27 protein-coding genes are annotated in these 26,393 nt (G+C 75.5%); 22 read left to right on the forward strand and 5 right to left on the reverse strand.

Annotation, left to right across the window (positions count from 1 at the left end):
* Positions 1 to 31: 31 nt before the first annotated feature.
* From ACI79E_RS03200 to ACI79E_RS03220, 5 genes are all read left to right on the forward strand, one after another.
* The gene (locus tag ACI79E_RS03200; protein ID WP_456931095.1) at positions 32 to 1,312 is read left to right on the forward strand and encodes an FAD-dependent oxidoreductase; all 1,281 of its coding nucleotides are present in this window, start codon (positions 32 to 34) and stop codon (positions 1,310 to 1,312) included.
* Positions 1,313 to 1,406: 94 nt separating this feature from the next.
* Entirely contained in the window at positions 1,407 to 2,333 is a 927-nt protein-coding gene (locus ACI79E_RS03205; RefSeq protein WP_456931096.1) for an ABC transporter ATP-binding protein, read from the forward strand.
* A complete protein-coding gene (locus tag ACI79E_RS03210; protein WP_456931097.1) occupies positions 2,330 to 3,076 on the forward strand; it encodes an ABC transporter permease in 747 nt (248 codons plus the stop codon). Before ACI79E_RS03205 ends, ACI79E_RS03210 begins: the two co-directional genes overlap by 4 nt.
* 19 nt (positions 3,077 to 3,095) lie before the next feature.
* On the forward strand, positions 3,096 to 4,205 hold the full coding sequence (locus ACI79E_RS03215) for a sensor histidine kinase (RefSeq protein WP_456931098.1): 1,110 nt from the start codon (positions 3,096 to 3,098) through the stop codon (positions 4,203 to 4,205).
* Positions 4,202 to 4,807 carry a response regulator gene (locus ACI79E_RS03220; RefSeq protein ID WP_456931099.1) on the forward strand — a complete coding sequence of 202 codons (606 nt, stop codon included), beginning with the start codon at positions 4,202 to 4,204 and terminating at the stop codon, positions 4,805 to 4,807. The genes ACI79E_RS03215 and ACI79E_RS03220 overlap by 4 nt, the downstream gene beginning before the upstream one ends.
* On the opposite strand, the gene ACI79E_RS03225 is transcribed toward ACI79E_RS03220, so the two are convergent.
* Entirely contained in the window at positions 4,804 to 5,178 is a 375-nt protein-coding gene (locus ACI79E_RS03225; protein ID WP_456931187.1) for a type II toxin-antitoxin system VapB family antitoxin, read from the reverse strand. The genes ACI79E_RS03220 and ACI79E_RS03225 overlap by 4 nt on opposite strands.
* A gap of 268 nt (positions 5,179 to 5,446) precedes the next feature.
* On the opposite strand from ACI79E_RS03225, the gene hrcA reads away from it, so the two are divergent.
* From hrcA to ACI79E_RS03240, 3 genes are read left to right on the forward strand one after another with little or no spacing between them, the layout of a single operon-like run.
* On the forward strand, positions 5,447 to 6,469 hold the full coding sequence (gene hrcA / locus ACI79E_RS03230; protein ID WP_456931100.1) for a heat-inducible transcriptional repressor HrcA: 1,023 nt from the start codon (positions 5,447 to 5,449) through the stop codon (positions 6,467 to 6,469).
* Between the two features lie 15 nt (positions 6,470 to 6,484).
* Positions 6,485 to 7,618, forward strand: coding sequence for a molecular chaperone DnaJ (gene dnaJ / locus ACI79E_RS03235; protein WP_456931101.1), 1,134 nt, complete (start codon positions 6,485 to 6,487; stop codon positions 7,616 to 7,618).
* Positions 7,615 to 8,379 (forward strand): 16S rRNA (uracil(1498)-N(3))-methyltransferase, encoded by a 765-nt coding sequence (locus tag ACI79E_RS03240; RefSeq protein ID WP_456931102.1) that lies wholly within the window; start codon positions 7,615 to 7,617, stop codon positions 8,377 to 8,379. Before dnaJ ends, ACI79E_RS03240 begins: the two co-directional genes overlap by 4 nt.
* A gap of 57 nt (positions 8,380 to 8,436) precedes the next feature.
* Here the strand turns inward: ACI79E_RS03240 and ACI79E_RS03245 are convergent, their stop codons facing one another.
* The 3 genes from ACI79E_RS03245 to ACI79E_RS03255 are packed head-to-tail and all read right to left on the reverse strand — an operon-like array spanning position 8,437 to position 11,749.
* The gene (locus ACI79E_RS03245) at positions 8,437 to 10,050 is read right to left on the reverse strand and encodes a PhnE/PtxC family ABC transporter permease (RefSeq protein ID WP_456931103.1); all 1,614 of its coding nucleotides are present in this window, start codon (positions 10,048 to 10,050) and stop codon (positions 8,437 to 8,439) included.
* On the reverse strand, positions 10,047 to 10,784 hold the full coding sequence (locus ACI79E_RS03250) for a phosphonate ABC transporter ATP-binding protein (RefSeq protein WP_456931188.1): 738 nt from the start codon (positions 10,782 to 10,784) through the stop codon (positions 10,047 to 10,049). Before ACI79E_RS03250 ends, ACI79E_RS03245 begins: the two co-directional genes overlap by 4 nt.
* On the reverse strand, positions 10,781 to 11,749 hold the full coding sequence (locus tag ACI79E_RS03255; RefSeq protein WP_456931104.1) for a putative selenate ABC transporter substrate-binding protein: 969 nt from the start codon (positions 11,747 to 11,749) through the stop codon (positions 10,781 to 10,783). Before ACI79E_RS03255 ends, ACI79E_RS03250 begins: the two co-directional genes overlap by 4 nt.
* Positions 11,750 to 12,086: 337 nt before the next feature.
* Here ACI79E_RS03255 and ACI79E_RS03260 point away from each other — a divergent pair, with 337 nt between their 5' ends.
* From ACI79E_RS03260 to ACI79E_RS03310, 11 genes are all read left to right on the forward strand, one after another.
* Complete coding sequence (locus tag ACI79E_RS03260; RefSeq protein ID WP_456931105.1) at positions 12,087 to 13,262, forward strand: ABC transporter substrate-binding protein; 1,176 nt, start codon at positions 12,087 to 12,089, stop codon at positions 13,260 to 13,262.
* Positions 13,263 to 13,394: 132 nt separating this feature from the next.
* Positions 13,395 to 14,270, forward strand: coding sequence for a branched-chain amino acid ABC transporter permease (locus tag ACI79E_RS03265; protein ID WP_456931106.1), 876 nt, complete (start codon positions 13,395 to 13,397; stop codon positions 14,268 to 14,270).
* Positions 14,270 to 16,099, forward strand: coding sequence for a branched-chain amino acid ABC transporter ATP-binding protein/permease (locus ACI79E_RS03270; RefSeq protein WP_456931107.1), 1,830 nt, complete (start codon positions 14,270 to 14,272; stop codon positions 16,097 to 16,099). The genes ACI79E_RS03265 and ACI79E_RS03270 overlap by 1 nt, the downstream gene beginning before the upstream one ends.
* Positions 16,096 to 16,827, forward strand: a complete 732-nt coding sequence (locus ACI79E_RS03275) for an ABC transporter ATP-binding protein (RefSeq protein ID WP_456931108.1) — start codon at positions 16,096 to 16,098, stop codon at positions 16,825 to 16,827. The genes ACI79E_RS03270 and ACI79E_RS03275 overlap by 4 nt, the downstream gene beginning before the upstream one ends.
* A gap of 252 nt (positions 16,828 to 17,079) precedes the next feature.
* Positions 17,080 to 17,439: a histidine triad nucleotide-binding protein gene (locus tag ACI79E_RS03280; protein WP_456931109.1), complete on the forward strand. Its 360-nt coding sequence runs from the start codon at positions 17,080 to 17,082 to the stop codon at positions 17,437 to 17,439.
* 73 nt (positions 17,440 to 17,512) lie between these two features.
* Positions 17,513 to 18,892 carry a diguanylate cyclase domain-containing protein gene (locus tag ACI79E_RS03285; protein WP_456931110.1) on the forward strand — a complete coding sequence of 460 codons (1,380 nt, stop codon included), beginning with the start codon at positions 17,513 to 17,515 and terminating at the stop codon, positions 18,890 to 18,892.
* A 52-nt stretch (positions 18,893 to 18,944) separates the two neighbouring features.
* Positions 18,945 to 19,757 carry an enoyl-CoA hydratase/isomerase family protein gene (locus tag ACI79E_RS03290; RefSeq protein ID WP_456931111.1) on the forward strand — a complete coding sequence of 271 codons (813 nt, stop codon included), beginning with the start codon at positions 18,945 to 18,947 and terminating at the stop codon, positions 19,755 to 19,757.
* Positions 19,758 to 19,985: 228 nt separating this feature from the next.
* A complete protein-coding gene (locus ACI79E_RS03295; RefSeq protein WP_456931112.1) occupies positions 19,986 to 21,002 on the forward strand; it encodes a PhoH family protein in 1,017 nt (338 codons plus the stop codon).
* 5 nt (positions 21,003 to 21,007) lie between these two features.
* Positions 21,008 to 21,511, forward strand: coding sequence for an rRNA maturation RNase YbeY (gene ybeY, locus ACI79E_RS03300; RefSeq protein ID WP_456931113.1), 504 nt, complete (start codon positions 21,008 to 21,010; stop codon positions 21,509 to 21,511).
* Positions 21,508 to 22,848 carry a hemolysin family protein gene (locus tag ACI79E_RS03305; protein WP_456931114.1) on the forward strand — a complete coding sequence of 447 codons (1,341 nt, stop codon included), beginning with the start codon at positions 21,508 to 21,510 and terminating at the stop codon, positions 22,846 to 22,848. The genes ybeY and ACI79E_RS03305 overlap by 4 nt, the downstream gene beginning before the upstream one ends.
* Positions 22,849 to 22,854: 6 nt before the next feature.
* A complete protein-coding gene (locus tag ACI79E_RS03310; RefSeq protein ID WP_456931115.1) occupies positions 22,855 to 23,187 on the forward strand; it encodes a cytidine deaminase in 333 nt (110 codons plus the stop codon).
* 28 nt (positions 23,188 to 23,215) lie between these two features.
* Here the strand turns inward: ACI79E_RS03310 and ACI79E_RS03315 are convergent, their stop codons facing one another.
* Positions 23,216 to 23,803, reverse strand: coding sequence for a hypothetical protein (locus ACI79E_RS03315; RefSeq protein ID WP_456931116.1), 588 nt, complete (start codon positions 23,801 to 23,803; stop codon positions 23,216 to 23,218).
* Between the two features lie 134 nt (positions 23,804 to 23,937).
* Here ACI79E_RS03315 and era point away from each other — a divergent pair, with 134 nt between their 5' ends.
* The 3 genes from era to ACI79E_RS03330 are packed head-to-tail and all read left to right on the forward strand — an operon-like array spanning position 23,938 to position 26,393.
* Positions 23,938 to 24,852 (forward strand): GTPase Era, encoded by a 915-nt coding sequence (gene era / locus ACI79E_RS03320; protein ID WP_456931117.1) that lies wholly within the window; start codon positions 23,938 to 23,940, stop codon positions 24,850 to 24,852.
* 1 nt (position 24,853) lies between these two features.
* On the forward strand, positions 24,854 to 25,639 hold the full coding sequence (gene recO, locus ACI79E_RS03325; protein WP_456931118.1) for a DNA repair protein RecO: 786 nt from the start codon (positions 24,854 to 24,856) through the stop codon (positions 25,637 to 25,639).
* A complete protein-coding gene (locus tag ACI79E_RS03330) occupies positions 25,629 to 26,393 on the forward strand; it encodes an isoprenyl transferase (RefSeq protein ID WP_456931119.1) in 765 nt (254 codons plus the stop codon). Before recO ends, ACI79E_RS03330 begins: the two co-directional genes overlap by 11 nt.

Below are 26,393 nucleotides of genomic sequence, written 5' to 3' on the forward strand. Positions count from 1 at the left end.
GTGGCCGGACCCCACGGGAGAGGAGATCCGCATGTCGTCCCACCCCGAGCCGGCGCCCGCCGTCTCCCGCGGCGCGCCGCGGTCGGTGGCCGTCGTGGGCGCCGGGATGGTGGGCCTGGCCACCGCGTGGTTCCTGCAGGAGAGCGGCGCGGAGGTCACCGTCTACGAGCGCGACCGGGTCGCGGCCGGTGCCTCCTGGGGCAACGCCGGGTGGCTGACGCCCAGCCTGGTCGCCCCGCTGCCGGAGCCGGCGGTCCTCCGCTACGGCCTGCGCGCGGTCCTCAGCCCGCGCTCGCCGGTCGCCCTGCCGCTGCGCGCCGACCGGTCGCTGCTGCGCTTCCTCACCGCCTTCGTGCGCCACAGCACCGCCCGGCAGTGGCGGCGCGGGCTCGGCGCCTACGTCCCGCTCAACGAGCGGGCGCTGGACGCGTTCGACGTCCTGGCCGCCGGCGGCGTCCCCGCGCCCACCCACCGGGCCGCGCCCTTCCTCGCCTGCTTCCGCCGGGAGCGCGACGCCGAGGCCCTGGTGGCCGAGCTGCAGGCGATCCGGGACGCCGGCCAGGCCGACGTCGTCTTCGGCCCGCTCCCCGGGCTGCGGGCCCGCGCGGTCGAGCCGGTGCTCAGCGACGCCGTGGGTGCCGCGGTGCAGGTCCACGGGCAGCGGTACCTGCACCCGCCGGAGTTCCTCCGGTCACTGGCGCAGTCGGTGCGGGCCCGCGGCGGCGCGGTGGACGAGGGCGTCCCGGTGACCGCGCTGCGCGAGGAGCCGGGCGGGGTCACCGTGGCCACCCCGGACGGCGGCCGGCGGCACGACGCGGTGGTCGTGGCGACCGGCGCCTGGCTGCCCGAGCTGACCGCGCGGTTCGGCGTCCGGCACCCGGTGCAGGCCGGCCGGGGGTACAGCTTCAGCGTCCCGGTGGAGCGCATGCCGGCCGGCCCGCTGTACTTCCCGAGGCAGCGGGTGGCCTGCACGCCGCTGGGCAGCCGGCTGCGGGTCGCCGGGACGATGGAGTTCCGCCGTCCGGGCGCGCCGCTGGACCCGCGGCGCATCGCCGCCATCGCCGACGCCGTCCGGCCCTTCCTGCAGGGCGTCCACCTCGAGCAGCGGCGCAGCGAGTGGGTCGGCTCCCGGCCGGTCACCGCCGACGGCCTGCCGCTGCTCGGGCGCACCGCCTCGGCGCGGGTGTTCGTCGCCGGCGGCCACGGCATGTGGGGCATCACGCTCGGCCCGCTGACCGGGATGCTCATGGCGCAGACGGTGCTCAAGGGCGAGGCGCCGGTGGAGCTGGCGCCGTTCGACCCGCTGCGCTGAGTCCGCACCGGTCGGGCGCGGTCTGACATCTGTCAGGCCGGGGTCCCGACGTCCCGCACTACTGCGCGGACGCCGGCCGCAGCAGCCTGGTCGGGTGCCTGGAGAGACCGCCCTCGACATCCGCGACCTCACCGTCCGCTACGGCGACACGACCGCCGTCCCGGGCCTGGACCTGCAGCTGCGCGCCGGGGAGACCGTCGCGCTGCTCGGGCCCAACGGCGCCGGGAAGTCCACCGTCGTCAACGCCGTCCTGGGGCTGGTGCCCTCGACCGGCACCGTCCGGGTGCTCGGCCGGCCGCCGGCGGCGGCGATCCGGGCCGGCTGCGTCGGGGCGATGCTGCAGCACGGGGGGCTGCCCGCGGAGAGCCGCGTCGGGGAGGTGCTCGACCTGGTCCGTCGCAGCTTCGAGCGGGCGGGCCGCTCGGAGACGTGGCCGCTGGCCGACCTCACGGTCACCGCGGGCATCGACGGCCTGCTGGACCGGCCCGTCGACGCGCTCTCCGGGGGGCAGCGCCAGCGGGTGCTGCTCGCCCTGGCACTGGCCGGCCGGCCACCCCTGCTGCTGCTGGACGAGCCCACCTCCGCCATGGACGTCGAGGGCCGCCGCGCCTTCTGGACGACGATGCGCGGACTGGCCGACCGCGGCACCACCGTCGTCTTCGCCACCCACCACCTCGAGGAGGCTGACGCCGTCGCCGACCGCGTGGTCGTGGTCGCCGGCGGGCGCGTGGTCGCCGACGGCACCGCCGCCGAGATCAAGGCCGGCACCTCCGGGCGCACGGTCACCTTCACCCCGCCCCCGGGCACCGACCTCGACCGGCTGCCCGGCGTCACCGCCGTGACCCGTCAGGGCGACCGGGTCGGCCTCACCACCGACGACGCCGAGGCCACCCTGCTGGCCCTGCTCGCCGGCGGACGCCGGCTGCCGGACCTGGAGGTCCGCGGCGCGAGCCTCGAGGAGGCCGTCCTCTCCCTCACCGGCGCCCGGCCCGCCGCGACCCCGATCGGAGCAGACCGATGAGCACCCTGTTCGCCTTCCAGTTGCGCCGCGTCGGCCGCAACCGGCAGTTCCTGTTCTTCACCGTGCTGCTGCCGGCGCTGTTCACCGTCTTCTTCACCGAGGTCCTCGGCGGGCAGGCCGGCAGCACGCAGGAGTACCAGGCCCACGCGACCACCTACATGGTCTCGATGATGGCCTACGGGGCGCTGGGCGCCGCCCTGGGCGCGACCATCCGGGTCTCCTTCGACCGGGCGTCGGGGTGGCTGCGCCAGCTGCGTGTCACGCCCGTGCCGACGTCGTCGGTCGTCACCGTCGACGTGGCCGTCGGGATGCTGCTGACCCTGCCCAGCCTGCTCGTCGTCGCGCTGGTCGGCGGGCTGGTCAACGGCGTGCAGCTCGCGCCGCTGACCTGGGTCGGGCTGGTGGCGGTGCTCTGGCTGGGGTCGGGGGCGTTCGTCGCGCTGGGCCTGCTGGTGGGCTACACCCTCGACGAGAAGGCCGCGGGCGGGGCGATCGGCATCCTCGGGGTGGTCCTGGCCGCGCTCGGCGGGCTGTGGGTGCCGGTGCAGGTCTTCCCGGAGTTCCTCCGCGCGCTGGCCACCACGCTGCCCTCGTACTGGTACGCGCAGCTGGGGCGCGACGTCGTCGCCCTCGGCGCCCCGGCCCCGGCGACGGTGCTGGCGGTGGCCGGGTTCACCGTCGGGTTCGCGGCGCTGGCGGGCGCGGTCGCGCGGCGGCGTCCGCTGCACGCCGTGGCCGGCTGAGCGGGTTAGCGTCCCGGTCGTGGACCCCCGCACCCCGTGGCAGCGGATCGGCTGGGCGGTGCCCTGGCTGCTGTTCCAGGTCTTCCCGATCGCCGACCTGGTCTCCACCCCGCGTCCGGTCGCCGTCCGGGTGGTGGCGGTGGCCGGGCTGCTGGCCTTCACCGCCGCCTACCTCGTGGTCTTCAGCCGGCTGTTCGGCCGCCGCGGCAGCCCGTGGCCGTGGCGGGAACTGCTCGTCGTCGCCGTCCTCGGGGTGGCCCTCGCCGTCTGGCTGGGGCCCTCCTGGTCCGGGTTGCTGATCTACGTGTCGGCGGCCTCGGCCGCGGCGCTGCCCGAGCGGTTCGTGTGGCCGGCGATCGGCGGGGCGGCGGCGGTGTGCGCGTCGGTGAACGCCGCCCACGACATGCTGGGCGAGCTGTTCATCCTGCCGGTCATCTGCGTGCTCACCGCCTTCGCGCTGCGGGGCACCCGCTACCTGGTCTCGGTCAACGCCGAGCTGGTCGAGGCCCGCGAGGAGCTGGCCCGCTCCGCCGTCGCCGAGGAGCGACTGCGCTTCGCCCGCGACCTGCACGACCTGCTGGGCCACAGCCTGTCGCTGATCGCGCTCAAGAGCGAGCTGGCCGGCCGGCTGGCCGAGCGGGACCCGGCGCGGGCGCGCGCGGAGATGGCCGACGTCGAGAGCGCGGCCCGGCGGGCCCTGGCCGAGGTGCGGGAGGCGGTCAGCGGCTACCGGCAGGTGGGCCTGTCCCTCGCCCTCGCCGAGGCCCGGGCCGCGCTGTCGGCTGCGGGGGTGACGCTGAGGGCGCCGTCGCCGACGCCGCCGCTGCCCGGGCCCGTGGACGCCGTCCTCGGGTGGGTGGTCCGCGAGGCGACCACCAACGTGCTGCGGCACAGCGGCGCGCGCACGGTCACCGTCGAGGTGGGCATCACCGACGGGGACGTCGCGCTGACGGTGACCGACGACGGTCGCGGACCGGCCGGGGAGGCCGCCGGGGGCGGTGCCGGCCTGGCCGGGCTGGAGGAGCGGCTGGCGCAGCTCGGTGGCCGCCTGGAGGCCGGCCCCGGCCCGGCGGGCGGCTTCCGGCTGTGCGCGCGGGTGTCGGTCGCGGCGCGGGTGGGCGCGGCGTGATCCGGGTGCTCATCGCCGAGGACCAGACGATGGTCCGCGGGGCGCTGCGGGCGCTGCTGGACCTCGAGGACGACATCGAGGTCGTGGCCGAGGTCGGCCGCGGCGACCTGGTGGTCGACGCCGCCCGCGAGCACCGGCCGGACGTCGCGCTGCTCGACATCGAGATGCCGGGGTGCGACGGCATCGAGGCGGCCCGGGCGCTGGCGGACGCGGTGCCTGCGTGCCGGGCCGTCGTGCTGACCACCTTCGGCCGGCCGGGGTTCCTGCGGCGCGCCATGGAGGTCGGCGCCGCGGGGTTCCTCGTCAAGGACGCCCCCGTCGCCGAGCTGGCCCGGGCGATCCGTGCGGTGGTGGCGGGGGAGCGGGTCATCGACCGCGACCTCGCCGCGGCCGCCCTGGCGCTGGGGGCGACCCCGCTGTCGGGTCGGGAGGCCGACGTCCTGCGGGCCGCGGCCGACGGCGCGACCGTCGCCGACATCGCCCGCCGGCTGTTCCTCTCCGAGGGGACGGTGCGCAACTACCTGTCCTCGGCGATCGGCAAGACCGGCGCCCGCACCCGGGTGGAGGCGGCGCGGGTGGCGGAGGAGAAGGGCTGGCTCTAGTCGCGGGGGCGGTCGGGGACCGGCGGCTGGATCTGGATGGCCGCGGTGTCCGGGCCGGTGACCGGCGTCGGCATCAGCGCGTCGAGGTCGAGCACCCGCACGTGGATGACGTTGCGCTGCTGCAGCGCCGCCCGCAGCGCCCGGTGCAGGCCGTCCTCGAGGTAGAGCTCGCCCTGCCACTGGACGGCGTGCGGGAACAGGTCGCCGTAGAACGTGGAGTCGTCGGCCAGCAGCGTGTCCAGCGCCAGCTCGCTCTTGGTGGTCACGAGGGTGTCGAGCCGGATCTGCCGCGGCGGGATCATCGCCCAGTCCCGCGTCGACAGGCCGTGGTCGGGATAGGGCCGGCCGTTCCGGACCGCTTTGAAGATCAGGGCACCGACCTCCGCTCTGCGCGTGCCGGCGCGGGCGCCGGACCGCTGTCCAGCCTATCGGTCCCGGGCCGGCCGCCGCGGGCCGTGCCCCGGAGCCGGCGTCGCCCGTCAGGGCGAGCCACGCGACGGCGCAGGCCGTCCGACGTATGCTGGTCTGGCACTCTGTCCGCGCGAGTGCCAGCCGTCCGAGTGTCAGGTGCCGGCAGCGCCCGAGGTGCCTCCGCGAGGGTGTCGCACGACGCGTCGACCGGTACGGGGAGGTGTCACCGTGGCGCACGACGAACGCCGCCTGCAGGTGCTGCGGGCCATCGTCCAGGACTACGTCTCGACCAACGACCCGGTGGGCAGCAAGGCGCTCGCCGAGCGGCACGACCTCGGCGTCTCACCGGCCACCATCCGCAACGACATGGCCGTGCTCGAGGAGCAGGGCTACATCACCCAGCCGCACACCAGCGCCGGCCGGGTGCCCACCGACAAGGGCTACCGGCTGTTCGTGGACCGGCTCTCGGCGGTCAAGCCGCTGTCGGTCGCCGAGCGCCGGGCGATCGAGCGCTTCCTCGACGGGGCCCTCGACCTGCACGACGTCCTCAGCCGGACGGTGCGGCTGCTCGCGCAGCTGACCCACCAGGTGGCCGTCGTCCAGTACCCCACGCTGTCCCGCAGCGCGGTGCGCCACCTGGAGGTGGTGCAGGTGGCCAGCTCCCGGCTGCTGCTGGTGCTGATCACCGACACCGGCCGGGTCGAGCAGCGGCTCATCGAGTGCCCGGTCGACGTCGACCACGAGGACGTCGCCGAGCTGCGGGCGCTGCTGAACTCCGCCTTCAGCGGGGCGAAGCTCGCCGACGCCGGCGGCAAGGTGCCCGACCTGCTGGACACCGCGCCGCCGCACCTGCGTCCGCTGGTCGCCTCGGTCAGCGCGGCGCTGGTGGAGACGCTGGTCGAGCCGGGGGAGGACCGCCTGGTGATCGGCGGGACGGCGAACCTGGCCCGGGCCGCGGTCGACTTCCCGGGCAGTCTGCGCCCGCTGCTGGAGGCCCTGGAAGAACAGGTGGTCGTCCTGCGGTTGATCAGTGAGGTGGACACCGGCGGCGCGGTGCTGGTGCGCATCGGCGAGGAGAACGCGCACGAGGCCCTCACCGGGGCGTCGGTGGTCTCCGTGGGCTACGGCTCGGCCGACCGCGCGCTCGGCGGCCTGGGCATCGTCGGCCCCACCCGGATGGACTACCCAACGAACATGGCCGCGGTCCGTGCCGTGGCCCGCTACGTCGGCCAGATCCTGGCCGAGAGCTGAGGCTGAGACTTCTCGATGGCAACCGACTACTACGGCGTCCTGGGGCTGTCCCGCGGGGCCTCCGACAGCGAGATCAAGAAGGCGTACCGGCGGCTGGCCCGGGACCTCCACCCCGACGTCAACCCCGACCCGGGCGCCAAGGAGCGCTTCCAGGAGGTCAGCCGCGCCTACCAGGCGCTGACCGACCCGGAGAAGCGCCGGATCGTCGACCTCGGCGGTGACCCCTTCGACAACGGCGCCGGCGCGGGGGCCGGCAACCCCTTCGGCGGAGCCGGCTTCGGTGGCCTCGGCGACATCATGGACGCCTTCTTCGGCGGCGGGGGCGCCGCGCGGGGCCCGCGCAGCCGCGTCCGTGCCGGGGGTGACGCGCTCATCCGCGTCGAGCTGGACCTCGACGAGACGGTGTTCGGCACCACCCGGGACATCACCGTCGACACCGCCGTGCTCTGTGACTCCTGCACCGGGGCCGGCACCGCGCCGGGCACCCACCCGACCACCTGCACCACGTGTTCGGGCCGCGGCGAGGTGCAGAGCGTGCAGCGCTCCTTCCTCGGCCAGGTCGTCTCCACCCGCACCTGCCCGACCTGCGCCGGCACCGGCCAGGTCATCCCCGAGCCGTGCCCCAAGTGCGGCGGGGACGGGCGGGTCCGCGCGCGGCGCACGATCCCGGTCAAGGTGCCGGCCGGCGTCGAGGACGGCATGCGGATCCGGCTCACCGGTCACGGCGAGGTCGGCCCCGGCGGCGGTCCGGCCGGCGACCTGTACGTGGAGATCGTCGAGCGGCCGCACCCGGTGTTCACCCGCGACGGTGAGGACCTGCACTGCCGGGTCACCCTGCCGATGACCGCCGCGGCCCTGGGCACCACGCTCACGCTGGAGACCCTCGACGGCGCGGAGGAGGTCGACATCCGGCCCGGCACGCAGTCCGGCAGCGTCCTCACCATGCGGGCCAAGGGCGCGCCGCGGCTGCGGGCCACCGGGCGCGGCAACCTCCTGGTGCACGTCGAGGTGGAGACCCCGACGCGCCTGGACGCCGAGCAGGAGAAGCTGCTGCGCGAGCTCGCGGCGCTGCGCGGCGAGGACCGGCCGGCGTCGTCCTCCGAGGGGCAGGGCGGGCTGTTCTCCAAGCTCCGGGACGCGCTGAAGTGACCGTCGCGACCGACGACCGCGTGCCCGAGCTGGACGGCAGCCCGCTGTTCCTGCTCGACGAGCTGCCCGACGCCGAGGAGCTGCTGGTCGACGGCGCCGAGGGCCGGCACGCCGTCGACGTCCTGCGGCTGACGCCGGGCGAGTCGGTGCGGGTCGGGGACGGTCGCGGCACCGTGGTCGACGGCGAGGTCGCCGCCGCCGGGCCCCAGGGGCTGCGGGTGCGGGTGTCGGCGCGGCACGAGGTGCCGCCGCCGGCGCTGCAGCTGGTGCTCGTCCAGGCCCTGCCCAAGGGCGAGCGCGGGCCGCTGGCCGTGGAGCTGGCCACCGAGCTCGGCGTCGACCGGATCGTCCCGTGGGCCGCCGCGCGCTGCGTGACCCGCTGGCGGGAGGACCGCGCGGCCAAGGGCGTGGCGAAGTGGCGGGCCGCGGCGCGGGCGGCGAGCAAGCAGTCGCGGCGTCCCCGGGTGCCTGAGGTCACCGACGTCATGACCACCCGGCAGGTGTGCGGCGCCCTGGCCGACGTCGACCTGGCGCTGGTCCTGCACGAGCAGGCCCGCCACCCGCTGTCGCGGGTCGACCTCCCCGCGACCGGCACGATCGCGGTGGTCGTCGGCCCGGAGGGCGGGCTCTCCGACGGCGAGGTGGTCGCGCTCAGCGCCGCCGGTGCCCGGCCCGTGCGGCTGGGCCCCGAGGTGCTGCGCACCTCCACCGCGGGCGCGGCGACCCTCGCGGCGCTGTCGGTCCGCACCCGCTGGGCCTGAGGGGGCCGTGGCACCGCCGTCCTCCCGGACGGCCCCGCGGCGGCCGCCGTCCTCGTCTCACCGCAGGGCGTGCCGGGCGCGGTCGCTGACCAGGTCGACCAGGAAGGTCAGGACGACGACCGCGGCGAGCACCGTGGTCACCGCGCCCCAGTCGAAGGCGGCCACCTCCGAGGCCAGCAGCGCCCCCAGCCCGCCGGCGCCCAGCAGGCCGACCAGCACGGTGTCGCGGATGACGACCTCCCAGCGGTACAGCGCGTAGGCCAGCACCGGCCCCGCCGCGCCGGGCAGCACCCCGTACAGCCACGCACCGACCGGCCGGGCGCCGAGCGCGGCCAGCGCCGCCCGCGGCCGCGGGTCGAGCTCCTCGGTGGCCTCCGCGGCGAGCCGGCCCAGGACGCCGAGGGTGTACACGCCCAGCGCCAGCGCACCCGGCAGCACCCCCGGGAGCAGCACGAACAGCAGCACCAGCGCCCAGACCGGCGGCGGGACGGCGCGCAGGAGCAGCAGCGCGACGCGGACGGCGGCCCCGGCGCCCCACCGCACCGGGGACGTCCGCCCGCGCGGCCGGGCCGCCACCCCGGCCAGCAGCACCGCCCCCAGCGTCGCGACGGCGATGGCGATGACCGACATCTGCACGGTGTCCACGGCGAGCGCCGCGACCGAGTGCAGCAGGGCGCCGTCGGTCGCCGGCGGCCACGCCGCGCCCAGGACGTAGGCCAGCTGCTCGCCGGTGCGCGCGGACACCAGCGTCGCCGGGGACACCGCCAGGTACCCCCACGACCAGGCGACCAGCGCGAGCGCGCCGGCGACCGCCCCGGTGAGCAGCGGGTCCCGCCGCGGGCCGGACGGCGGCGCGGCCAGCCGGCGGCGCACCGCCCGCCCGGCGACGTCGGCGCCCAGGCACAGCAGCGCCAGGGCGTAGACGCACGACCACACCTGCTCCCACCGCAGGGACGCGAACGACAGCGTCAGCTGGTACCCGAGCCCGCCGGCGCCCACCATGCCCAGGACGACGGCGGAGCGGACCGCGCACTCCAGCCGGTAGAACGCGTAGGAGAGCAACCCGCCCGCCGCCGGCGGCAGCAGCCCGTACAGCGCGGCCGGCGCCCGCCCGGCGCCGGCGGCCAGGAGGGCCGAGTACGCCCCGCGCGGCACCTCGTCGACCAGGTCGGCGAAGACCTTGGCGGTGACCGCGCCGTAGGGGATGCCGATCGCCAGCACGCCGACCCACGGGTCCAGACCCAGCACGTTGACCAGCAGCAGCCCCCACACCGCCTCGTGCAGTCCCCGGGGCACCGCGAGGACGCCGCGGGACAGCGCCCACCCCAGCCGCCGTCGTCCCCAGGTGGTGCGGGAGACCAGCACCGCACCGACCGCGCCGAGGACCAGCGCCAGCGCGGTGCCCAGCGCGGCGTAGGCGACGGTGACCAGCGCCGACGTCGCCAGGAGGCCCAGGAACCCCGCGTCGACGGCGGGGGCGAGCGCGGCCGCGGCGAACCGGCCGAACTGCGCCGTCCCGCCGGGGTTGACCACCTCGCCGGTGAACAACCCGGCGCCGGCCAGTGACCACACGAGCACCGCGGCCGAGCCCAGCGCCCAGGCCCAGCGGCGGCGGTCCCGCCGCAGCCGCGGCGCGGCCGGCCGCACGGGCCGGTCGAGGAGGGTCGTCACGCCGCTGCCCCGTACAGCTCGGCCAGGTCGGCGGGGGACAGGGCCGCGGTGGGCCGGTCGAGCACCACCCGTCCGCCGGCCAGGCCGACCACCCGGTCGCAGTGCCGCAGCACCAGCCCGGGGTCGTGCAGGGCGGCGACCAGTGCGCCGCCGCGGTCGCGCGCCAGTTCGCCCAGCAGCGCCAGCGCCCGGTCGGCGAGCACCGGGTCGAGGGCGGACGCCGGCTCGTCGGCGAGGACGAGGTCGGGCTGCTGGACGAGCAGCCGGGCGATCGCCACCCGCTGCCGCTGGCCGCCGGAGAGGCGCTCGGTGCGCTCGAAGACGCGGTCGGCCAGCCCGACCCGCTCGAGCGCGGCGACGACGTCCGCGACGCCCTGCGGCCGGACCAGCGACCACGCCGCGCGGGCCGCCGACCAGTGGGCCAGCCGCCCGGCGTTCACGTTGTGCACCACCCGCAGCGGACCGACGAGCTCCAGGTGCTGGTGCACGGTGCCGATCCGCGCGCGCAGCCGCCGGCCGGAGTGCGCGGCGGGGTCGGCGTCCAGCACCCGTACCTCGCCCGCCGTCGGCGTCACCGACCCGTTGGCCAGCCCCAGCAGCGTCGACTTCCCCGCGCCGGAGGCGCCGACGAGGGCGACCCGCTCGCCGGGGCCGACCGTGAGGTCGACCCCGGCCAGCGCCGTCGTCCCGCCGAACCGGACCTCGACGCCGGAGAGCCGCAGGACGGCGGTCAGCTGACCAGCCCGAGGTCGCGGCCGATCTCCTCGATCTGGTCGTAGTTGCCGGCCTCGGTCGGGATGAAGGAGCCCGCGCCGAACAGCTCCAGCACCTCGGCGTCGTCCGGGTCGTCGGCCGACAGCCCGGTGAGGTAGCCGGTCAGCCGGTCGCGGAGGTCGTCGGCGCCGAGCCGCTGCGCGGCGCGCGGGCCGAGCAGCCAGTGGTAGTCGTGGTACGGCGGCGTCTCGGTGTACAGGACGACGGCCGGGTCGACGGCGCCCTCCTGCGACCGCGACGTCCAGACCTGCTCGTTCAGCACGCCGGCCTGGTAGCTGCCCGAGGCGACCAGCTCCAGGGTGGCGTCGTGGGAGCCGGAGAAGCCGGGCCCGCCGGGGAAGCCCTGCGGGTCGACGCCGGCCCCGCGGAGGAAGTACGCCGGCATGAGGCGGCCGGAGGTCGAGGTCTCGCTGCCGTAGGTGAACCGCAGCGGCGCCAGCGCGGCGAGGTCGTCGGCCGGGGCGAGGCCGGTGCCGGCGTTGACGACGAACACCGAGGTGAACCGCTCGTCGATGTCGCGCTGCGCGATCGGCTCGGCGCCGGGGGTCTGCAGCCGGGCCTGGACGCCGGTGAGCCCGCCGAACCAGACGAGGTCCAGGTCGCCGGTGCGGAACAGGGAGACCGCCGCGCCGTAGTCGGTGACCGGGTGGTACTCCACGTCGAGGTCCAGCGCGGCCGACATCGAGTCGGCGACGGTGCCGTAGAGGCGCTGGAGGAGCTCGGGGTCCTGGTCGGGGATGGCGCCGATGCGCAGGGGACCGGCCTCGGCGGGGGTGGACGCCGCCACGGGGGAGGAGCGGCTGCAGCCGGTGACCGCGGCGGCCAGCGCGACGCCGGCACCGGCCAGCAGGGTGCGGCGGGAGAGCGGGGGGAGGAGGGACTGGGACTCGAGGACACCCGACCGGGCGACGCGACGGGTGCTCACTACGTCCTCGAGCAGGGGGTGGGGGCGGGCACGGGACACCTCCGGGGGAGGGGGCGGGGACGCCCCATCCTGCACTGCCGGCAGGTCGGGTTCCTGTCGCCCGCCTCGCCCCGGACCCGCTCCCGGACCGGCCGGTCACGTTCTGGGCACGGTGGCCGGGTCGGGCGCGCGGAGTCCCCCACGGGCGTGCTTACTGTGAGCCCGGCAATGCGCCGGCCGGTACCGGCCGGCCGCACGACGACCGCGCCCCGCGGCGACCGGGTCGGCCGCCGGGGGCGGCGCTCGACGCGGGTCCCGTGGGCCCGGTGCGGTGGTCGTGCACGACGAGGGGAGAGACATGCGCGCCAAGCTCCACACCGCCGCCGTCGCGACCGCGGCGGTCTTCGTCCTCGCCTCCTGCGGCTCCGGCGGGGAGGGCGGCGGGTCCGCCGCGTCCGGCGACCTCGCCGGCGAGGGCAGCGGCGACTCCTGCACCATCGAGGGCGAGGTGCCCATCGGGGCCGTCCTCAGCCTGACCGGCGCGGCGGCGAGCTACGGCGAGTCGCAGCAGCGCGGCCTGGAACTGGCCGCCGCGCAGCTCGCCGAGAAGGGCGGGGTCACCTACGACCTGCGGATCGAGGACGACCAGACCGACCCGCGCCAGGGCATCACCGTCTTCGACCAGTTCGTCTCCGACGACGTGAGCCTGATCATCGGGCCGACGCTGTCCAACGCCGCCGTGCAGGCCGACCCGATCGCCCAGGAGGCCGGGGTGCCGGTGCTCGGGATCTCGAACACCGCCGCGGGCATCACCGACATCGGCGACTACGTCTTCCGGAACTCCCTCACCGAGCAGGCGGTCATCCCGCAGACCATCGCCAAGGCCACGGAGGAGTTCGGGCTGCAGAACGTGGTCGTGATGTACAGCAACGACGACGCGTTCACCGAGTCCGGCTACGAGGCCTTCGCGGCCGCGCTGGAGGACGAGGGCGTCGGGGTCGCCGAGACGATCACCTTCTCCAAGTCCGACACCGACTTCCGCGCCCTCCTGACCCAGGCCCAGGCCAGCAACCCCGACGCGCTGGTGGTGTCCGCGCTGATCGAGGCCGCGGTCCCGCTGGTGACCCAGGCCCGGGAGATGGGCATCGACGTGCCGATCATCGGCGGCAACGGGTTCAACAACCCGCGGCTGATGGCCGACGCCGGCGAGGCGGCCGAGGGCGTGGTCGTGGGCGCGGCGTGGAACTCCGCGTCGCAGAACCCGGAGAACACCGCCTTCCTCGAGGCCTTCCACGCGGAGTACGGCACCCAGCCCGACCAGTTCGCCGCGCAGGCGTTCGCCGGCCTGATGCTCGTCGACCAGGCCGTGCGCGCCAACTGCGCGGCCGACCGCGAGAGCATCAAGGAGGCGCTCGGCCAGCTGGAGGGCGTCCCCACCGTGCTCGGCGAGTTCTCCATCGACGAGAACCGCGACGCGGTCCACCCGGCGGTCGTGCAGGTCGTCCGGGACGGCGCGTTCGCCGTCCTGGAGTGACCCGGCAGTCGTCCCCGGCCGGGTGACCCGGCCGGGGGCACTCGGCACCTCCCGCGCGGGGGCCCGTCCCCGGGTCCCCGCGCCGGGCCCCCGCGACCCGGGGCCCGCACTCACGACCAGACAGGAACGGCTGTGCAGCAGCTCCTCAACGGCATCTTCATCGGATCGATCTACGCGCTGTTCGCCATCGGTTTCACACTGGTCTTCGGCATCCTCGACCGGCTGAACCTGGCCCACCCCGCGGTGTTCGCCGCGTCGGCCTTCGTCGGCATCGAGCTGGTGGAGCGGGGCGGGCTGTCCCTGTGGGCGGCGCTGCCGATCGTGTTCGTCTTCGGCGCCGTCCTCGGCCTGCTCATCGAGCGGCTGGCCTTCCGCCCCCTCAAGGGCAGGGCTGACGCCCACTTCGCCGGGCTGATCTCCTCCATCGCCCTGGCCGGCATGGTCGTCGCCCTGCTGCAGTGGCGGTACGGCCCGGACACCCGCCGGTTCCCGGCCGGGTCGTTCCCCGACACGCGCTTCGAGGTGGCCGGCGCCCAGGTGACGCTCGTGCAGGTGGTCATCCTGGCCGTCTCGCTCGCCCTGATGGTCGCGCTGACCTACATGGTCACCAGGACCCGGCTGGGCCGTGGCATGCGCGCCGTCGCGGAGAACCCGACGGCGGCCCGCGTGCTGGGCGTCAACGTCGACCGGATCACCGCGGTCACGTTCGCGATCTCCTCGGCGCTGGGGGCGGTCGCCGGCGTGCTGTTCGCCATCAACGTGAACACCGCGCAGCTCGGCATGGGCTCGGCCATCGAGCTCAAGGGGCTGGCCGTGATCATCGTCGGGGGCATGGGATCGCTGCCCGGCGCGCTCATCGGCGGCCTGGTCCTCGGGCTCGCCGAGGTGTTCGCCGTCCAGTACATCGGCTCGTCCTGGCGCGACGTGATCGCCTTCGGACTGCTGTTCCTCATCCTGCTGCTGCGACCCCAGGGCCTGCTCGGCGCCCGAAGGGTCCGGGAGGTCTGATGCTCGCCGAGTACGCGACCACCCTCACCTTCATCGCCCTCGGGGCGATCTTCGCCTACTCCTTCTACGCGGTCCTCATCGCCGGGCAGCTGAGCCTCGGTCAGGCCGGGTTCGCGTCCGTGGCGGCGTTCACCGCCGTCACCCTCGCCCCCAGCGGGGACGACGTCGGCGACGTACCGGCGCTGCTGGTCGCGGTCGCGATCGGCATGGCGGTCGGCGCCCTCGCCGCCGTCGTGCTGGGCCTGCCGACGATGCACCTGCGCGGGGTCTTCCTGGCCATCGCCACGCTCGGGTTCGCCGAGGCGGTGCGGGTCGTGCTGCTCAACCAGGAGTGGACCGGCGGCGCCCAGGGGCTCGGGGTGCCGCGCATCCTGACCGTCGGGATGGCGTGGACCGCGCTGGCCGTCGTCGCCTACTGGTTCTGGCGGATGGGCCGCTCCCGCTATGGCCGGGCGCTCGAGGCGATCCGTGAGGACGAGCTCGCCGCCCGGTCCATGGGCATCGACGTGGGCCGCCACCGGCTCGCCGCCTTCACCACCGCCGGCGCGGTGGCCGGCCTGTACGGCGTCCTGTTCGCCTACTACGTGCGGCTCATCGCGCCGGGCGACTTCGACTTCTCCGCCGCGGTGGAGGGCCTGGTCACCGCCGTGGTCGGTGGCTCCACGATGTTCCTCGGCCCGCTGCTGGGCAGCGGGTTCCAGACGATGGTCCCCGAGATCCAGCGGGCCGTCGGGGTCGAGGCGGGGTGGATCCGTCCCTTCCTGGCCAGCCTGCTGCTGCTCGTGGTGATCCTCTTCCTGCCGGGTGGGCTGGCCAGCCTGATCCCGCGCCGCACCCGCATGCCGTCGCCGGCCGCCGGCGGCGAGGACGGCGGGACGTCGCACCTCGCCGTCCGCCGCCACCCCGCCCCGGGGGAGACGGTGGTCTCCCTCTCCGGGCTGGGCAAGGAGTACGGCGGGGTGCACGCCGTCCGGGACGTCGACCTGGACATCGGCAGCGGCGAGGTCGTGGGGCTCATCGGCCCCAACGGCGCGGGCAAGACCACCCTGGTCAACATGATCAGCGGCCTGGTGCCGCCCACCTCGGGCTCCGCCACGGTGCTGGGCGTCCCGGTCGGGCGCACCCCGGTGCACCGGGTCGCCGCGGCCGGGGTGAGCCGGACGTTCCAGCACTCCAAGCTGTTCAACCGCCTCTCGGCGCTGGAGAACGTGCTGGTGGGGGCGCACCTGGTCAGCCGGCCCACCTTCCTGCGCCGCCTGTTGTGGCTGCCCTCGGCCCGGCGCGACGAGCGGGCCTCCCTGGAGCACGCGGCCCGGTGCCTGCAGCGGGTGGGGCTGGGGGAGCTCGCCGGCAACCGGGCGTCGTCCCTGTCCTACGGCGACCAGCGGCGACTGGAGATCGCCCGCGCGCTCGCCTCGGACCCCTCCCTGCTGATCCTCGACGAGCCGGCCGCCGGCATGAACCACGTCGAGGCGGCGGGCCTGTCGGACCTGATCCGCTCCCTGGCCGAGGGCGGGCTGACGATCCTGTTCATCGAGCACAACGTCGGGATGGTCCTGGAGACCTGCACCCGGGTGGTCGTGCTCGACTTCGGTCAGGTCATCGCCAGCGGCTCACCGGCGGAGATCGCGGCCGACCCCGCCGTCATCGAGGCGTACCTCGGCACGGCGGAGGACGAGCCGGTCACCGGGTCCATCGCCGAGGGCACCCTCCCCGACCCCACCGGCGGCGACGCCGACGCGGGGCCGCCCGCCGCCGTCACCAACGTCGACCCCGGCGCGGCCGGCACGCTCGACCCACCCGACACCACCCCGAGGAACGCGACATGAGCGACCCCGTCCTCCACGTGGAGGACCTCCGCGTCAGCTACGGCCGGGTCGAGGCCGTCCGGGGCGTCTCCTTCACCGCCGACCGGGGCTCCCTGGTCACGCTGGTCGGGGCCAACGGCGCCGGGAAGTCCTCGGTCATCAACGCCGTGTCCGGGATCCTGCGCCCGGCGGGCGGGCGGATCACGTTCGAGGGCCGCGACGTCACCCGCACCCCGGCGCACCAGCTGGTCGGCCGGGGGCTGGTGCAGGTGCCCGAGGGCCGGCAGATCCTGGCCACGCTGACCATCGAGGAGAACCTGCAGATGGGGGCGTGGCACACCGGCGGTACCGCGCAGCGCGCCATCGACGCGGTGTACGACCGCTTCCCGGTGCTGGCGCAGCGGCGCGCCCTGCCGGCCGGCTCGCTCTCCGGCGGCGAGCAGCAGATGCTCGCCATCGCACGGGCCCTGGTGGCCGCGCCGACGGTCATGCTGATGGACGAGCCCTCGATGGGCCTGGCTCCCAAGATCGTCGACGAGGTCTTCCGGGTGATCGAGGAGATCCGGGCGTCGGGCACCACGGTCGTGCTCGTGGAGCAGAACGCCCGGCGGGCGCTGCGCGCGGCCGACCACGGCTACGTGCTGCAGAGCGGGCAGGTCGTGCACTCGGGTGCGGCGGACCAGCTGCTGGCCGACGAGCGCATCGTGCAGGCCTACCTCGGGGTCGAGGCCCGCCCCGAGCAGCGGTGACGCCGGGGTCCCGCCCCGAGCCTGCGTCCCCGGGGGCCCGCCCCGAGCAGCGGTGACGCCGGGGTCCCGCCCCGAGCCTGCGAGGGGTGGGGAGGACGGGGTCTCCCTCGGCTCTCGGCCCCGTCCCGGGGCCCGCCCCGAGCCTGTGAGGGGTGGGGAGGACGGGGTCTCCCTCGGCTCTCGGCCCCGTCCCGGGGCCCGCCCCGAGCCTGCGAGGGGTGGGGAGGACGGGGTCCTTCTAGGGTCACCCCCGTGACGGACTGCCTCTTCTGCCGCATGGTCGCCGGCGAGGTCCCGGCCACGGTCGTGCACGAGACCGACCGGACCCTCGCCTTCCGGGACATCAACCCGCAGGCGCCGACGCACGTGCTGGTGATCCCCAAGGACCACCACCCCACCGTGGCCGCGCTCGCCGGGGCCGACCCCGAGCTGCTGGCCGCGGTCGTCGGGGCCGCGCACGCGGTGGCGGTGCAGGAGGGGCTGGCCACGGAGCACGACGTCGAGCCCGGCTACCGGGTGGTCACCAACACCGGCCCGGCGGCGGGGCAGACGGTGCACCACGTCCACCTGCACGTCCTCGGCGGCCGGCACCTCACCTGGCCGCCCGGCTGAGGTCCGCCCCCTCCGGGTGAGGACGTGGACCCCGACGCTGCACCGGCGCGCCCCGCGCGCCGATGCCCGTGGCGTGACCGATGACGACCCGGGGGCCCTGGCCGACGCCGAGCTGCACACGATCGTGCGGCTGGCCGCCGCCCTGCTCGAGGCGCCCTGCGCGACGGCGAACATCCTCGGGGTCGAGGAGCAGTGCCAGCTGGCCACCCACGGCTTCGTCGGCGGCTCCTCCCCGCGCACCGAGTCCCTGTGTCACCAGACCCGCGGGCTGACCGAGGGGGTGTTCGCCTGCGCCGACCTGCGCGAGGACCCCCGGTTCGCCACCAACCCGTGGGTGGACGGCCGCCGCGGCCACGTCCGCGGGTACGCGAGCGCCCCGCTGCGGGTGGACGGCGCCGTGATCGGCACGCTGTGCGTCTTCGACCCGGAGCCGCACGAGTTCAGCGCGCTGGACCTGCGGCGGCTGGCCGACCTCGCCGAGGTCGTCGTCGCACTGCTCGAGCGTGTCCGGCAGAGCCGCCTGGTCGGCGAGCTGGCCGCCCAGCTGGCCCGTGCCCGGGCGTTCGACCAGGCGCTCCTGGACGCCCTGCCCGTCGGGGTGGTGGCGGCGGACGCCGAGGGGCGGTTGCAGCTGGTCAACCGGGTCAGCCGCTCGTGGCACGGGGCCGCCGGTCCGGAGGACGTGCTGGGCGCGGGCGTCGCCCGGCACCTCGGCCTGTACGGCCCCGACGCGACCACCCTCCTGCGGGACGAGGAGCTGCCGCTGACCAGGGTGCTGCGGGGCGAGTCGGTGGGGGAGGTGGAGGTGGTCGCCGCGGCGGGGAGCGGACCCGGCCGCCGACTGTCCGTGACCGGTGCCCCCATCCACGGTCCGGACGGCGAACTGCTCGGTGGCGTCGTGACGATGGCCGACATCACCCGCCAGCGACAGCTCGAGGACCAGCTGCGTGCCGAGGCCTTGCACGACACGCTCACCGGCCTGCCGCACCGCGGGCTGCTGGTGGACCGGGTGCGCCACGGCCTGCAGGGGTCGGTGCGCTCGGGGACCCCGGTGGCGGTCCTGTTCTGCGACCTCGACGGGTTCAAGGCGGTCAACGACTCGTGGGGTCACGCGGCCGGTGACGCGGTGCTGCGCGAGACCGCCCGGCGGTTGCAGACCGCGGTGCGACCCGGTGACACGGTGGGCCGGCTGGGCGGGGACGAGTTCCTCGTCGTCTGCCCCGACGTGCCGACCGAGGCGGCCGCCGCCGTGGTGGCCGAGCGCATCGAGCGCGCGGTGGGCGCGCCGCTGGTGGTCGACGGTGGCCCGGCCGGCGGGGTCGAGGTGCGCGTCGGCGTCAGTGTCGGGGCTGCGCTGTCCCGTCCCGGGGACGCGCCGGAGACCCTGCTGACCCGCGCCGACGAGGCGATGTACCGGGTCAAGCGCGACCACCACCTGCGCGTCGTCGGCTGACCCGCGGGAGGGCCGGGTGGCCGTTTCCGGCCCTCGGCGACAGGGTGGCGCCATGACCGAGCCCGTGCGCATCGAGCGGGATGGCGACGTCGCCGTCGTCGTCCTGGACAACCCGCCGCTGAACCTCTTCGACGCCCCGGTCTTCGACGCGATCGAGCGGGTCGCCGGCGAGCTGGTCACGCTCACCGACCCCGGCGACCCCGGCCGGGCCCGCGCGGTGCTCGTCGAGGCCCGGGGGAAGGTCGTCTCCGGCGGTGTGGACGTCACGTTCTTCCGCGACATCGCCGAGGGGCCGGAGCCCACCGAGCGGGGCGCCGAGCTCTGGCGCCGCCTGCTGCGGGTGGCGCAGACCGTGGAGGACCTCCCGGTGCCGACGGTCTTCGCCGCGCACGGGCTGACCCTGACCGCCGCCTTCGAGCTGGCGCTGGCCTGCGACGTGCTGCTGGCCGCGGAGCGGGCGTCGTTCGGGCTGGTCGAGATCGTCGTCGGGCTGACCCCCTCGATGGGCGGGCCGCAGCGCCTGGCCGAGCGCGCCGGGCCGGCCCGCGCGAAGGAGCTGGTCTTCACCGGCGAGCGCTACCCGGCCGCGGTGCTGGAACGGTGGGGCGTGGTCAACCGGGTGCTCCCCGACGACGGGTTCGCCGAGGCCGCGCGCGCCTACGCCCGGCAGGTCGCCGCGGGGCCGACCGTCGCGCACGCGGCCACCAAGACGCTGGTCGCCACCGCCGTCCGCCGGGGCGCCCGGGCCGCCGACGACCTGGTCCCCGAGGTGTCGGGGGCGCTGTTCGGCACCGAGGACCTGCGCGGCGCCGTGCGCTCCTTCCTGACCGAGGGGCCGGGCAGGGCCACGTACTCGGGCCGGTGACCTGCGCCTCGACCGGCGGTTCACGGGGTGCCGCGCGGGTAGACTCGCAGTGTCCGCACCCCCTCCGCAGGAAGGCAGGGTCGAGGGTTCTTGCCCGACTCCTCCTCGAACGTCCCCGCGCCCGGAGCCCTCACGTCCCGTGAGGCCTCGGCGCAGGCCGCAGCGGCGGACGGCCATCTCGGTACGCCCGCCCCGTCCGCCACCGGCCTCGCGGGCGTCCCCGCTGCCGTGCGGACCACGATCACCGTCCCCGAATCCGTCTCCATGGTGGCCCTGCTGGGGTCGGCCGACGAGCTGCTCCGGCTGGTCGAGGACGAGGTCGACACCGACGTCCACGTGCGCGGCAACGAGATCGCCGTGACCGGCCAGCCGGCCGACAACGCCTTCGCCGTCGCCGTGTTCGACGAGCTGATCGCCCTGCTGGGCACCGGCCAGGCGCTGCGGCCGGACTCGGTGCGCCGGGTCATCGGCATGCTGCGCGCCGGCGGCGCCGAGCGCCCGGCCGACGTGCTCAGCCTCGACATCATCAGCCGCCGCGGGCGCACGATCCGGCCCAAGACGCTGAACCAGAAGCGCTACGTGGACGCCATCGACGCGCACACCGTCGTCTTCGGCATCGGCCCGGCCGGCACCGGCAAGACCTACCTGGCCATGGCCAAGGCCGTGCAGGCGCTGCAGACCAAGCAGGTCAACCGGATCATCCTCACCCGCCCCGCGGTGGAGGCCGGCGAGCGGCTGGGCTACCTGCCCGGCACGCTGTCGGAGAAGATCGACCCCTACCTGCGGCCGCTGTACGACGCGCTGCACGACATGGTCGACCCCGAGTCGATCCCGCGGCTGATGCAGTCCGGCACGATCGAGGTCGCCCCGCTGGCCTACATGCGCGGGCGCACGCTCAACGACGCGTTCGTCATCCTCGACGAGGCGCAGAACACCACCGCCGAGCAGATGAAGATGTTCCTCACCCGGCTCGGCTTCGGCTCCAAGATCGTCGTCACCGGCGACGTCACCCAGGTGGACCTGCCCGGCGGCGCGCAGAGCGGGCTGAAGATCGTCCGCGAGATCCTCGACGGGATCGAGGACGTGCACTTCGCCAACCTGACCAGCTCCGACGTCGTCCGTCACCGGCTGGTCGGCGACATCGTCGACGCCTACGAGCGCTGGGACGCCGCCCACCAGCAGAACCGCCCGGCCACGGGCCAGGCGCCGGTGCGCCCGACGCGGCCGCGCCGGCAGGGGAGCTGATCGCGGTGCCCGTCGAGGTCGCCAACGAGTCCGAGATCGCCGTCGACGAGTCCTCCCTCGCCGCGGTCTGCACCTACGTGCTCGGCGAGATGGGGGTCAACCCCATGGCCGAGCTGTCGGTGCTGTGCGTCGACCCGGACTACATGAGCACGCTGCACGAGCGCTGGATGGGGGAGAAGGGGCCGACCGACGTCCTCGCCTTCCCCATGGACGAGCTGGACACCGGCCGCCCCGACGAGCCCGAACCGGGCCCGGCGCTGCTCGGCGACGTCGTGCTGTGCCCGTCGGTCGCCATCCGGCAGGCCCGCGCGGCCGGGCACACGATGGACGACGAGCTGCTCCTGCTCGCCACGCACGGCGTGCTGCACCTGCTCGGCTACGACCACATGGAGCCCGAGGAGGAGAAGGAGATGTTCGGCCTGCAGTCCTCCCTGCTCGAGGGCTGGCGCTCCGCGCCGCGGGCGCCGATGACCGGTGAGGCCGTCGAGCGGGGGCCGGGCCCCCGATGAGCTCCGGCGAGATCACCCTGCTGGTGATCGCCGTCTGCCTCATCCCGCTCGCCGGTGCCTTCGGCGCCATGGACGCCGCCCTCCAGCGGGTCTCCCGGGCCCGGGTCGAGGAGCTGCGGCGCGACGGCGTCAAGCGGGCCGCGGTCCTCGAGGACGTCGTCGGCGAGCGGGCTCGGCACGTCTCGCTGCTCCTGCTGCTGCGGATCGCCTGCGAGATGGTCGCCGCCGTCCTGGGCACCGTCGTGCTCTACCGGATGTGGGGCGGCGGCTGGCAGACGGTGCTCACCGCGGCCGGCGTCATGACCGTCGTCAGCTACGTGCTCGTCGGCGTCGGCCCGCGCACCCTGGGCCGCCAGCACGCCTACGGCTTCGCGCTGCGCACCGCGGGCGTCATCCGGCTGCTGGGGCGGCTGCTCGGGCCGGTGGCCACGCTGCTGATCCTCGTCGGCAACATGATCACCCCCGGCCGCGGCTACCGCGACGGGCCGTTCTCCTCCGAGGTCGAGCTGCGCGAGCTGGTCGACATGGCCGAGGAGCGCGGCGTCGTGGAGTCCGGCGAGCGCAACATGATCCACTCGGTGTTCGAGCTGGGCGACACCATCGCCCGCGAGGTCATGGTGCCGCGCACCGACGTGGTCTGGATCGAGCGCAGCAAGACCGTCCGCCAGGCGTTGGCGCTGGCGCTGCGCAGCGGGTTCAGCCGGCTGCCGGTCATCGGCGAGAACGTCGACGACGTCGTGGGCGTGGTCTACCTCAAGGACCTCGTCCGCCGGTCCCAGGGCGTCCACGACCCGAAGAACGGCCCGCGCGTCGAGGAGCTGATGCGCCCGCCCACGTTCGTGCCGGAGTCCAAGCCCGTCGACGAGCTGCTCCGCGACATGCAGGCCCAGCGCATCCACATCGCGATCGTGGTCGACGAGTACGGCGGCTTCGCCGGCCTGGTGACCATCGAGGACATCCTCGAGGAGATCGTCGGCGAGATCGCCGACGAGCACGACGCCGTCCAGCGACCGCCGGTGGAGCACCTGGCCGACGGCTCGGTGCGGATCACCGCCCGGCTGCCGGTCGGCGACCTCGCCGAGCTGTTCGACGTCGAGCTCCCCGAGGACGACGACGTGGAGACCGTCGGCGGGCTGCTCGCCCGGGAGCTGGGCCTGGTCCCGATCGAGGGCTCGGCCGCGGAGGTCGCCGGGCTGCGGCTGGTCGCCGAGAGCACGGGGGGACGCCGGAACCGGATCGACACCCTCCTGGTCTGCCGGGCCGCCGAGCCCGACACCGAGGACACCCCCGAGTCGGGAGCCACCCGGGCGGACGTGCCGGCCGCCGTGGAAAGCTGACCCGTCGTGATCGATCTGCAGCCCGAGGACGCCAAGCTCGTCACCCTCGCCCGCTCCGCCCGCGGCCGCACCGGCGCGCCCGAGGGAGCGGCCGTGCGTGACACCGACGGCCGCACCTACGTGGCCGCCTCGGTCGTCCTCCCGTCGCTGGAGCTCTCGGCGCTGCAGGCCGCCGTCGCCGCCGCCGTCTCCAGCGGCGTCGAGGGGCTCGAGGCCGCGGCGGTGGTGTCGGGCGCCGCGGCGGTCGAGGAGGCCGGGCTGGCCGCGGTGCGCGACCTCACGCCGTCCGCGCCGGTGTTCCTGGCCGGGCCCGACGGCGCCGTCCGCACCACCGCCTGAGGCCGCACGGCCGGGGCGCCGGGCCGGGTCAGCCCAGCGGCACGCCCAGGGCCCCGGCGAAGGCCGCGGGGTCGCGGACCCACACGGTGAACGCCTTGTCCTCGCCGCCGGCCAGGTGCCGGACGGCGACCCGCGTCCGCCCGGGCCACCACCCGCCCCGCGACCGCGCCTTCGGCCAGCCCTCGGGCGGGGTGCCGCGGCGGACCTCGCGCACCAGGCTGCGGGGCACCACGTGCAGCGACGACGTCCGCCGCAGCCCGGCGACGTCGAAGGAGAGCCCGGAGTCGGAGACGGTCAGCCGGGCGGTGGACAGCACGACGACGGCGCCGCCGAGCACCAGCGCCAGCGGCAGCTCGCCGAGCACCGCCGACGTCCCGCCGGTCCAGGCGAACAGCGCCAGCCAGGCGGCGACGAACAGCGCCGCGGTGAGCAGCAGCCAGGGCCGGGGCGGGTCGTACTGCCAGTAGTGCAGCGGCGCCGGGGTGACCGTCGCCGACCGCCGCGGGCCACGGGCGGGGAAGAAGCCGTACGCCGCGACCTGGGTCGCGTGCCGCTCCTGCTCCCGCAGCGCCCGCACCACCGGGGTCTCGTCCCGCTCCCGCCTCCGACCAGCCACCCCGGCATCCTCCCAGGTCGCCCCGGGCTCGTTCCCCGCGCTCCGGAGGTGCCGCAGGACCCGCGGAGCACCGGCAACACCCCGGGAGCGGCGACCGAGCGGGGGTGTCGGGCCCCGGTGGGAGACTGGACGGCGTGAGCACACCGGACCAGCCGTACCGCAGCGGCTTCGCCTGTCTGGTGGGCCGCCCCAACGCCGGCAAGACCACGCTCACCAACGCGCTGGTCGGCGAGAAGGTCGGCATCGTCAGCAACCGTCCCCAGACCACCCGGCACGCCATCCGCGGCGTCGTCCACCGCCCCGGTGGGCAGCTGGTGCTGGTCGACACCCCCGGCCTGCACAAGCCCAAGAGCCTGCTCGGCCGCCGGCTCAACGACGTCGTCCGCGACACCCTGTCCGAGGTCGACGTCGTCGTGTTCTGCGTGCCGGCCGACCAGCCCGTCGGCACCGGCGACCGGTTCATCGCCCGGCAGCTGCGCGAGGTGGCGGCGCCGGTCGTCGTGGTGGTCACCAAGACCGACGTGGCGAGCAAGAAGCAGGTCGCCGAGCAGCTCGTGGCCGCCAGCGCGCTGGTCGAGGCCGCCGAGGTCGTGCCGGTGAGCGCGGTGGCCGGTGACCAGGTCGAGCTGCTGGAGGACCTCCTGGTCGGCCTGCTGCCCGAGGGGCCGCCGCTGTACCCCGAGGAGCAGACCACCGACGAGGACGTCGAGCGGCAGCTCGCCGAGCTCGTGCGGGAGGCGGCGCTGGAGAAGGTCTTCCAGGAGGTGCCGCACTCCCTCGCGGTCACGATCGAGGAGATGACCCGCCGCCCCGACCCCAAGCGGCCGGACGGCGAGCTGGTCGAGGTGCACGCGCTGCTGCACTGCGAGCGCCCCAGCCAGAAGCCGATGCTGCTCGGCCGCGGCGGGGAGATCATCAAGGCGATCGGCACCGAGGCCCGCCAGGGCATGGAGACCCTGCTCGGCGCCCGGGTGCACCTGGACCTGCACGTCACCGTGCTCGGGGAGTGGCAGGACGACCCCAAGAAGCTCAACCGGCTCGGCTACTGACGTGTCCACCACACCGAAGGCGCTGTACCGGGACGAGGGCGTCGTCCTGCGCACGCAGAAGCTGGGCGAGGCCGACCGGATCGTCACGGTGCTCACCCGCCGCCACGGCAAGGTGCGCGCGGTGGCCAAGGGGGTGCGCCGCACCAAGAGCAAGTTCGGCGCCCGGCTCGAGCCGTTCACCCACGTCGACCTGCAGCTCTACACCGGCCGGAACCTCGACATCGTCAGCCAGGCCGAGACGATCCGCTCCTACGGCCAGCCGATCGCCGGCGACTACCCCGCCTACACCGCCGGCGCCGCGGTCCTGGAGACCGCCGACCGGCTCACCGCGGAGGAGCGGGAGCCGTCGCTGCGGCTGTTCCTCCTCGTCATCGGCGCGCTGCGCTCGCTGGCCGAGCACGCCCACCCCGCCGGTCTGGTGCTCGACGCGTTCCTGCTGCGGGCGATGTCGGTGGCCGGCTGGGAGCCGGCGCTGACCGGCTGCGCCCGCTGCGGCGAGGAGGGGCCACACCGGCACTTCTCCGTGCCGGCCGGTGGCACCGTCTGCCCGCCCTGCCGCCCGGCCGGCTCGGCGATGCCCAACCCGGTCACCATCGAGCTGCTCGAAGCGCTGCTGACCGGCGACTGGGACGCCGCCGAGGCCAGCCAGGGCCCCACCCGGCGGGAGGGCAGCGGCCTGGTGGCCGCGCTGCTGCAGTGGCACCTGGAGCGGGGGCTGCGGTCCCTGCCGCTGGTGGACCGGTCCGAGTCGACGCCCCGGGAAGTGGGTCTGCTGCGTGAGGCGTGAGGTCAAGGCCCCCAACCCGCACCCCTCCGGGGCCCGGCCGCCGCAGATCCCGGCCGGGAAGGTACCCGGCCACGTCGCGATCGTCATGGACGGCAACGGGCGGTGGGCCAAGCAGCGGGGCCTGCCGCGCACCGCCGGGCACGAGGCGGGGGAGTCCTCCCTGTTCGACTGCGTCGAGGGCGCGATCGAGCTCGGCATCACCGCGATCAGCGCCTACGCCTTCTCCACCGAGAACTGGCGGCGCAGCCCGGAGGAGGTCCGCTTCCTCATGGGCTTCAACCGCGACGTCATCCGCCGCCGCCGCGACGAGATGCACGAGCTCGGGGTGCGGGTGCGGTGGGCCGGACGCCGTCCCCGGCTGTGGCGCAGCGTCATCAAGGAGCTCGAGGTCGCCGAGGAGCTCACCCGGGACAACGACGTCCTGACGCTGACCATGTGCGTCAACTACGGGGGACGCGCGGAGATCGCCGACGCCGCCGCGGCGATCGCCCGTGAGGCCGCCGCCGGCCGGCTGGACCCGGACAAGGTCGACGAGCGGACCGTCGCCCGGTTCCTCGACGAGCCCGACATGCCCGACGTGGACCTGTTCGTGCGCAGCTCCGGGGAGAACCGCACCAGCAACTTCCTGCTGTGGCAGTCGGCCTACGCCGAGTTCGTCTTCCTCGACACCCTCTGGCCGGACTTCGACCGGCGGCACCTGTGGGCCGCCTGCGAGGAGTACGCCTCCCGGCAGCGCCGCTTCGGCACCGCGTAG

Source organism: Geodermatophilus sp. SYSU D00079 (assembly GCF_054050635.1).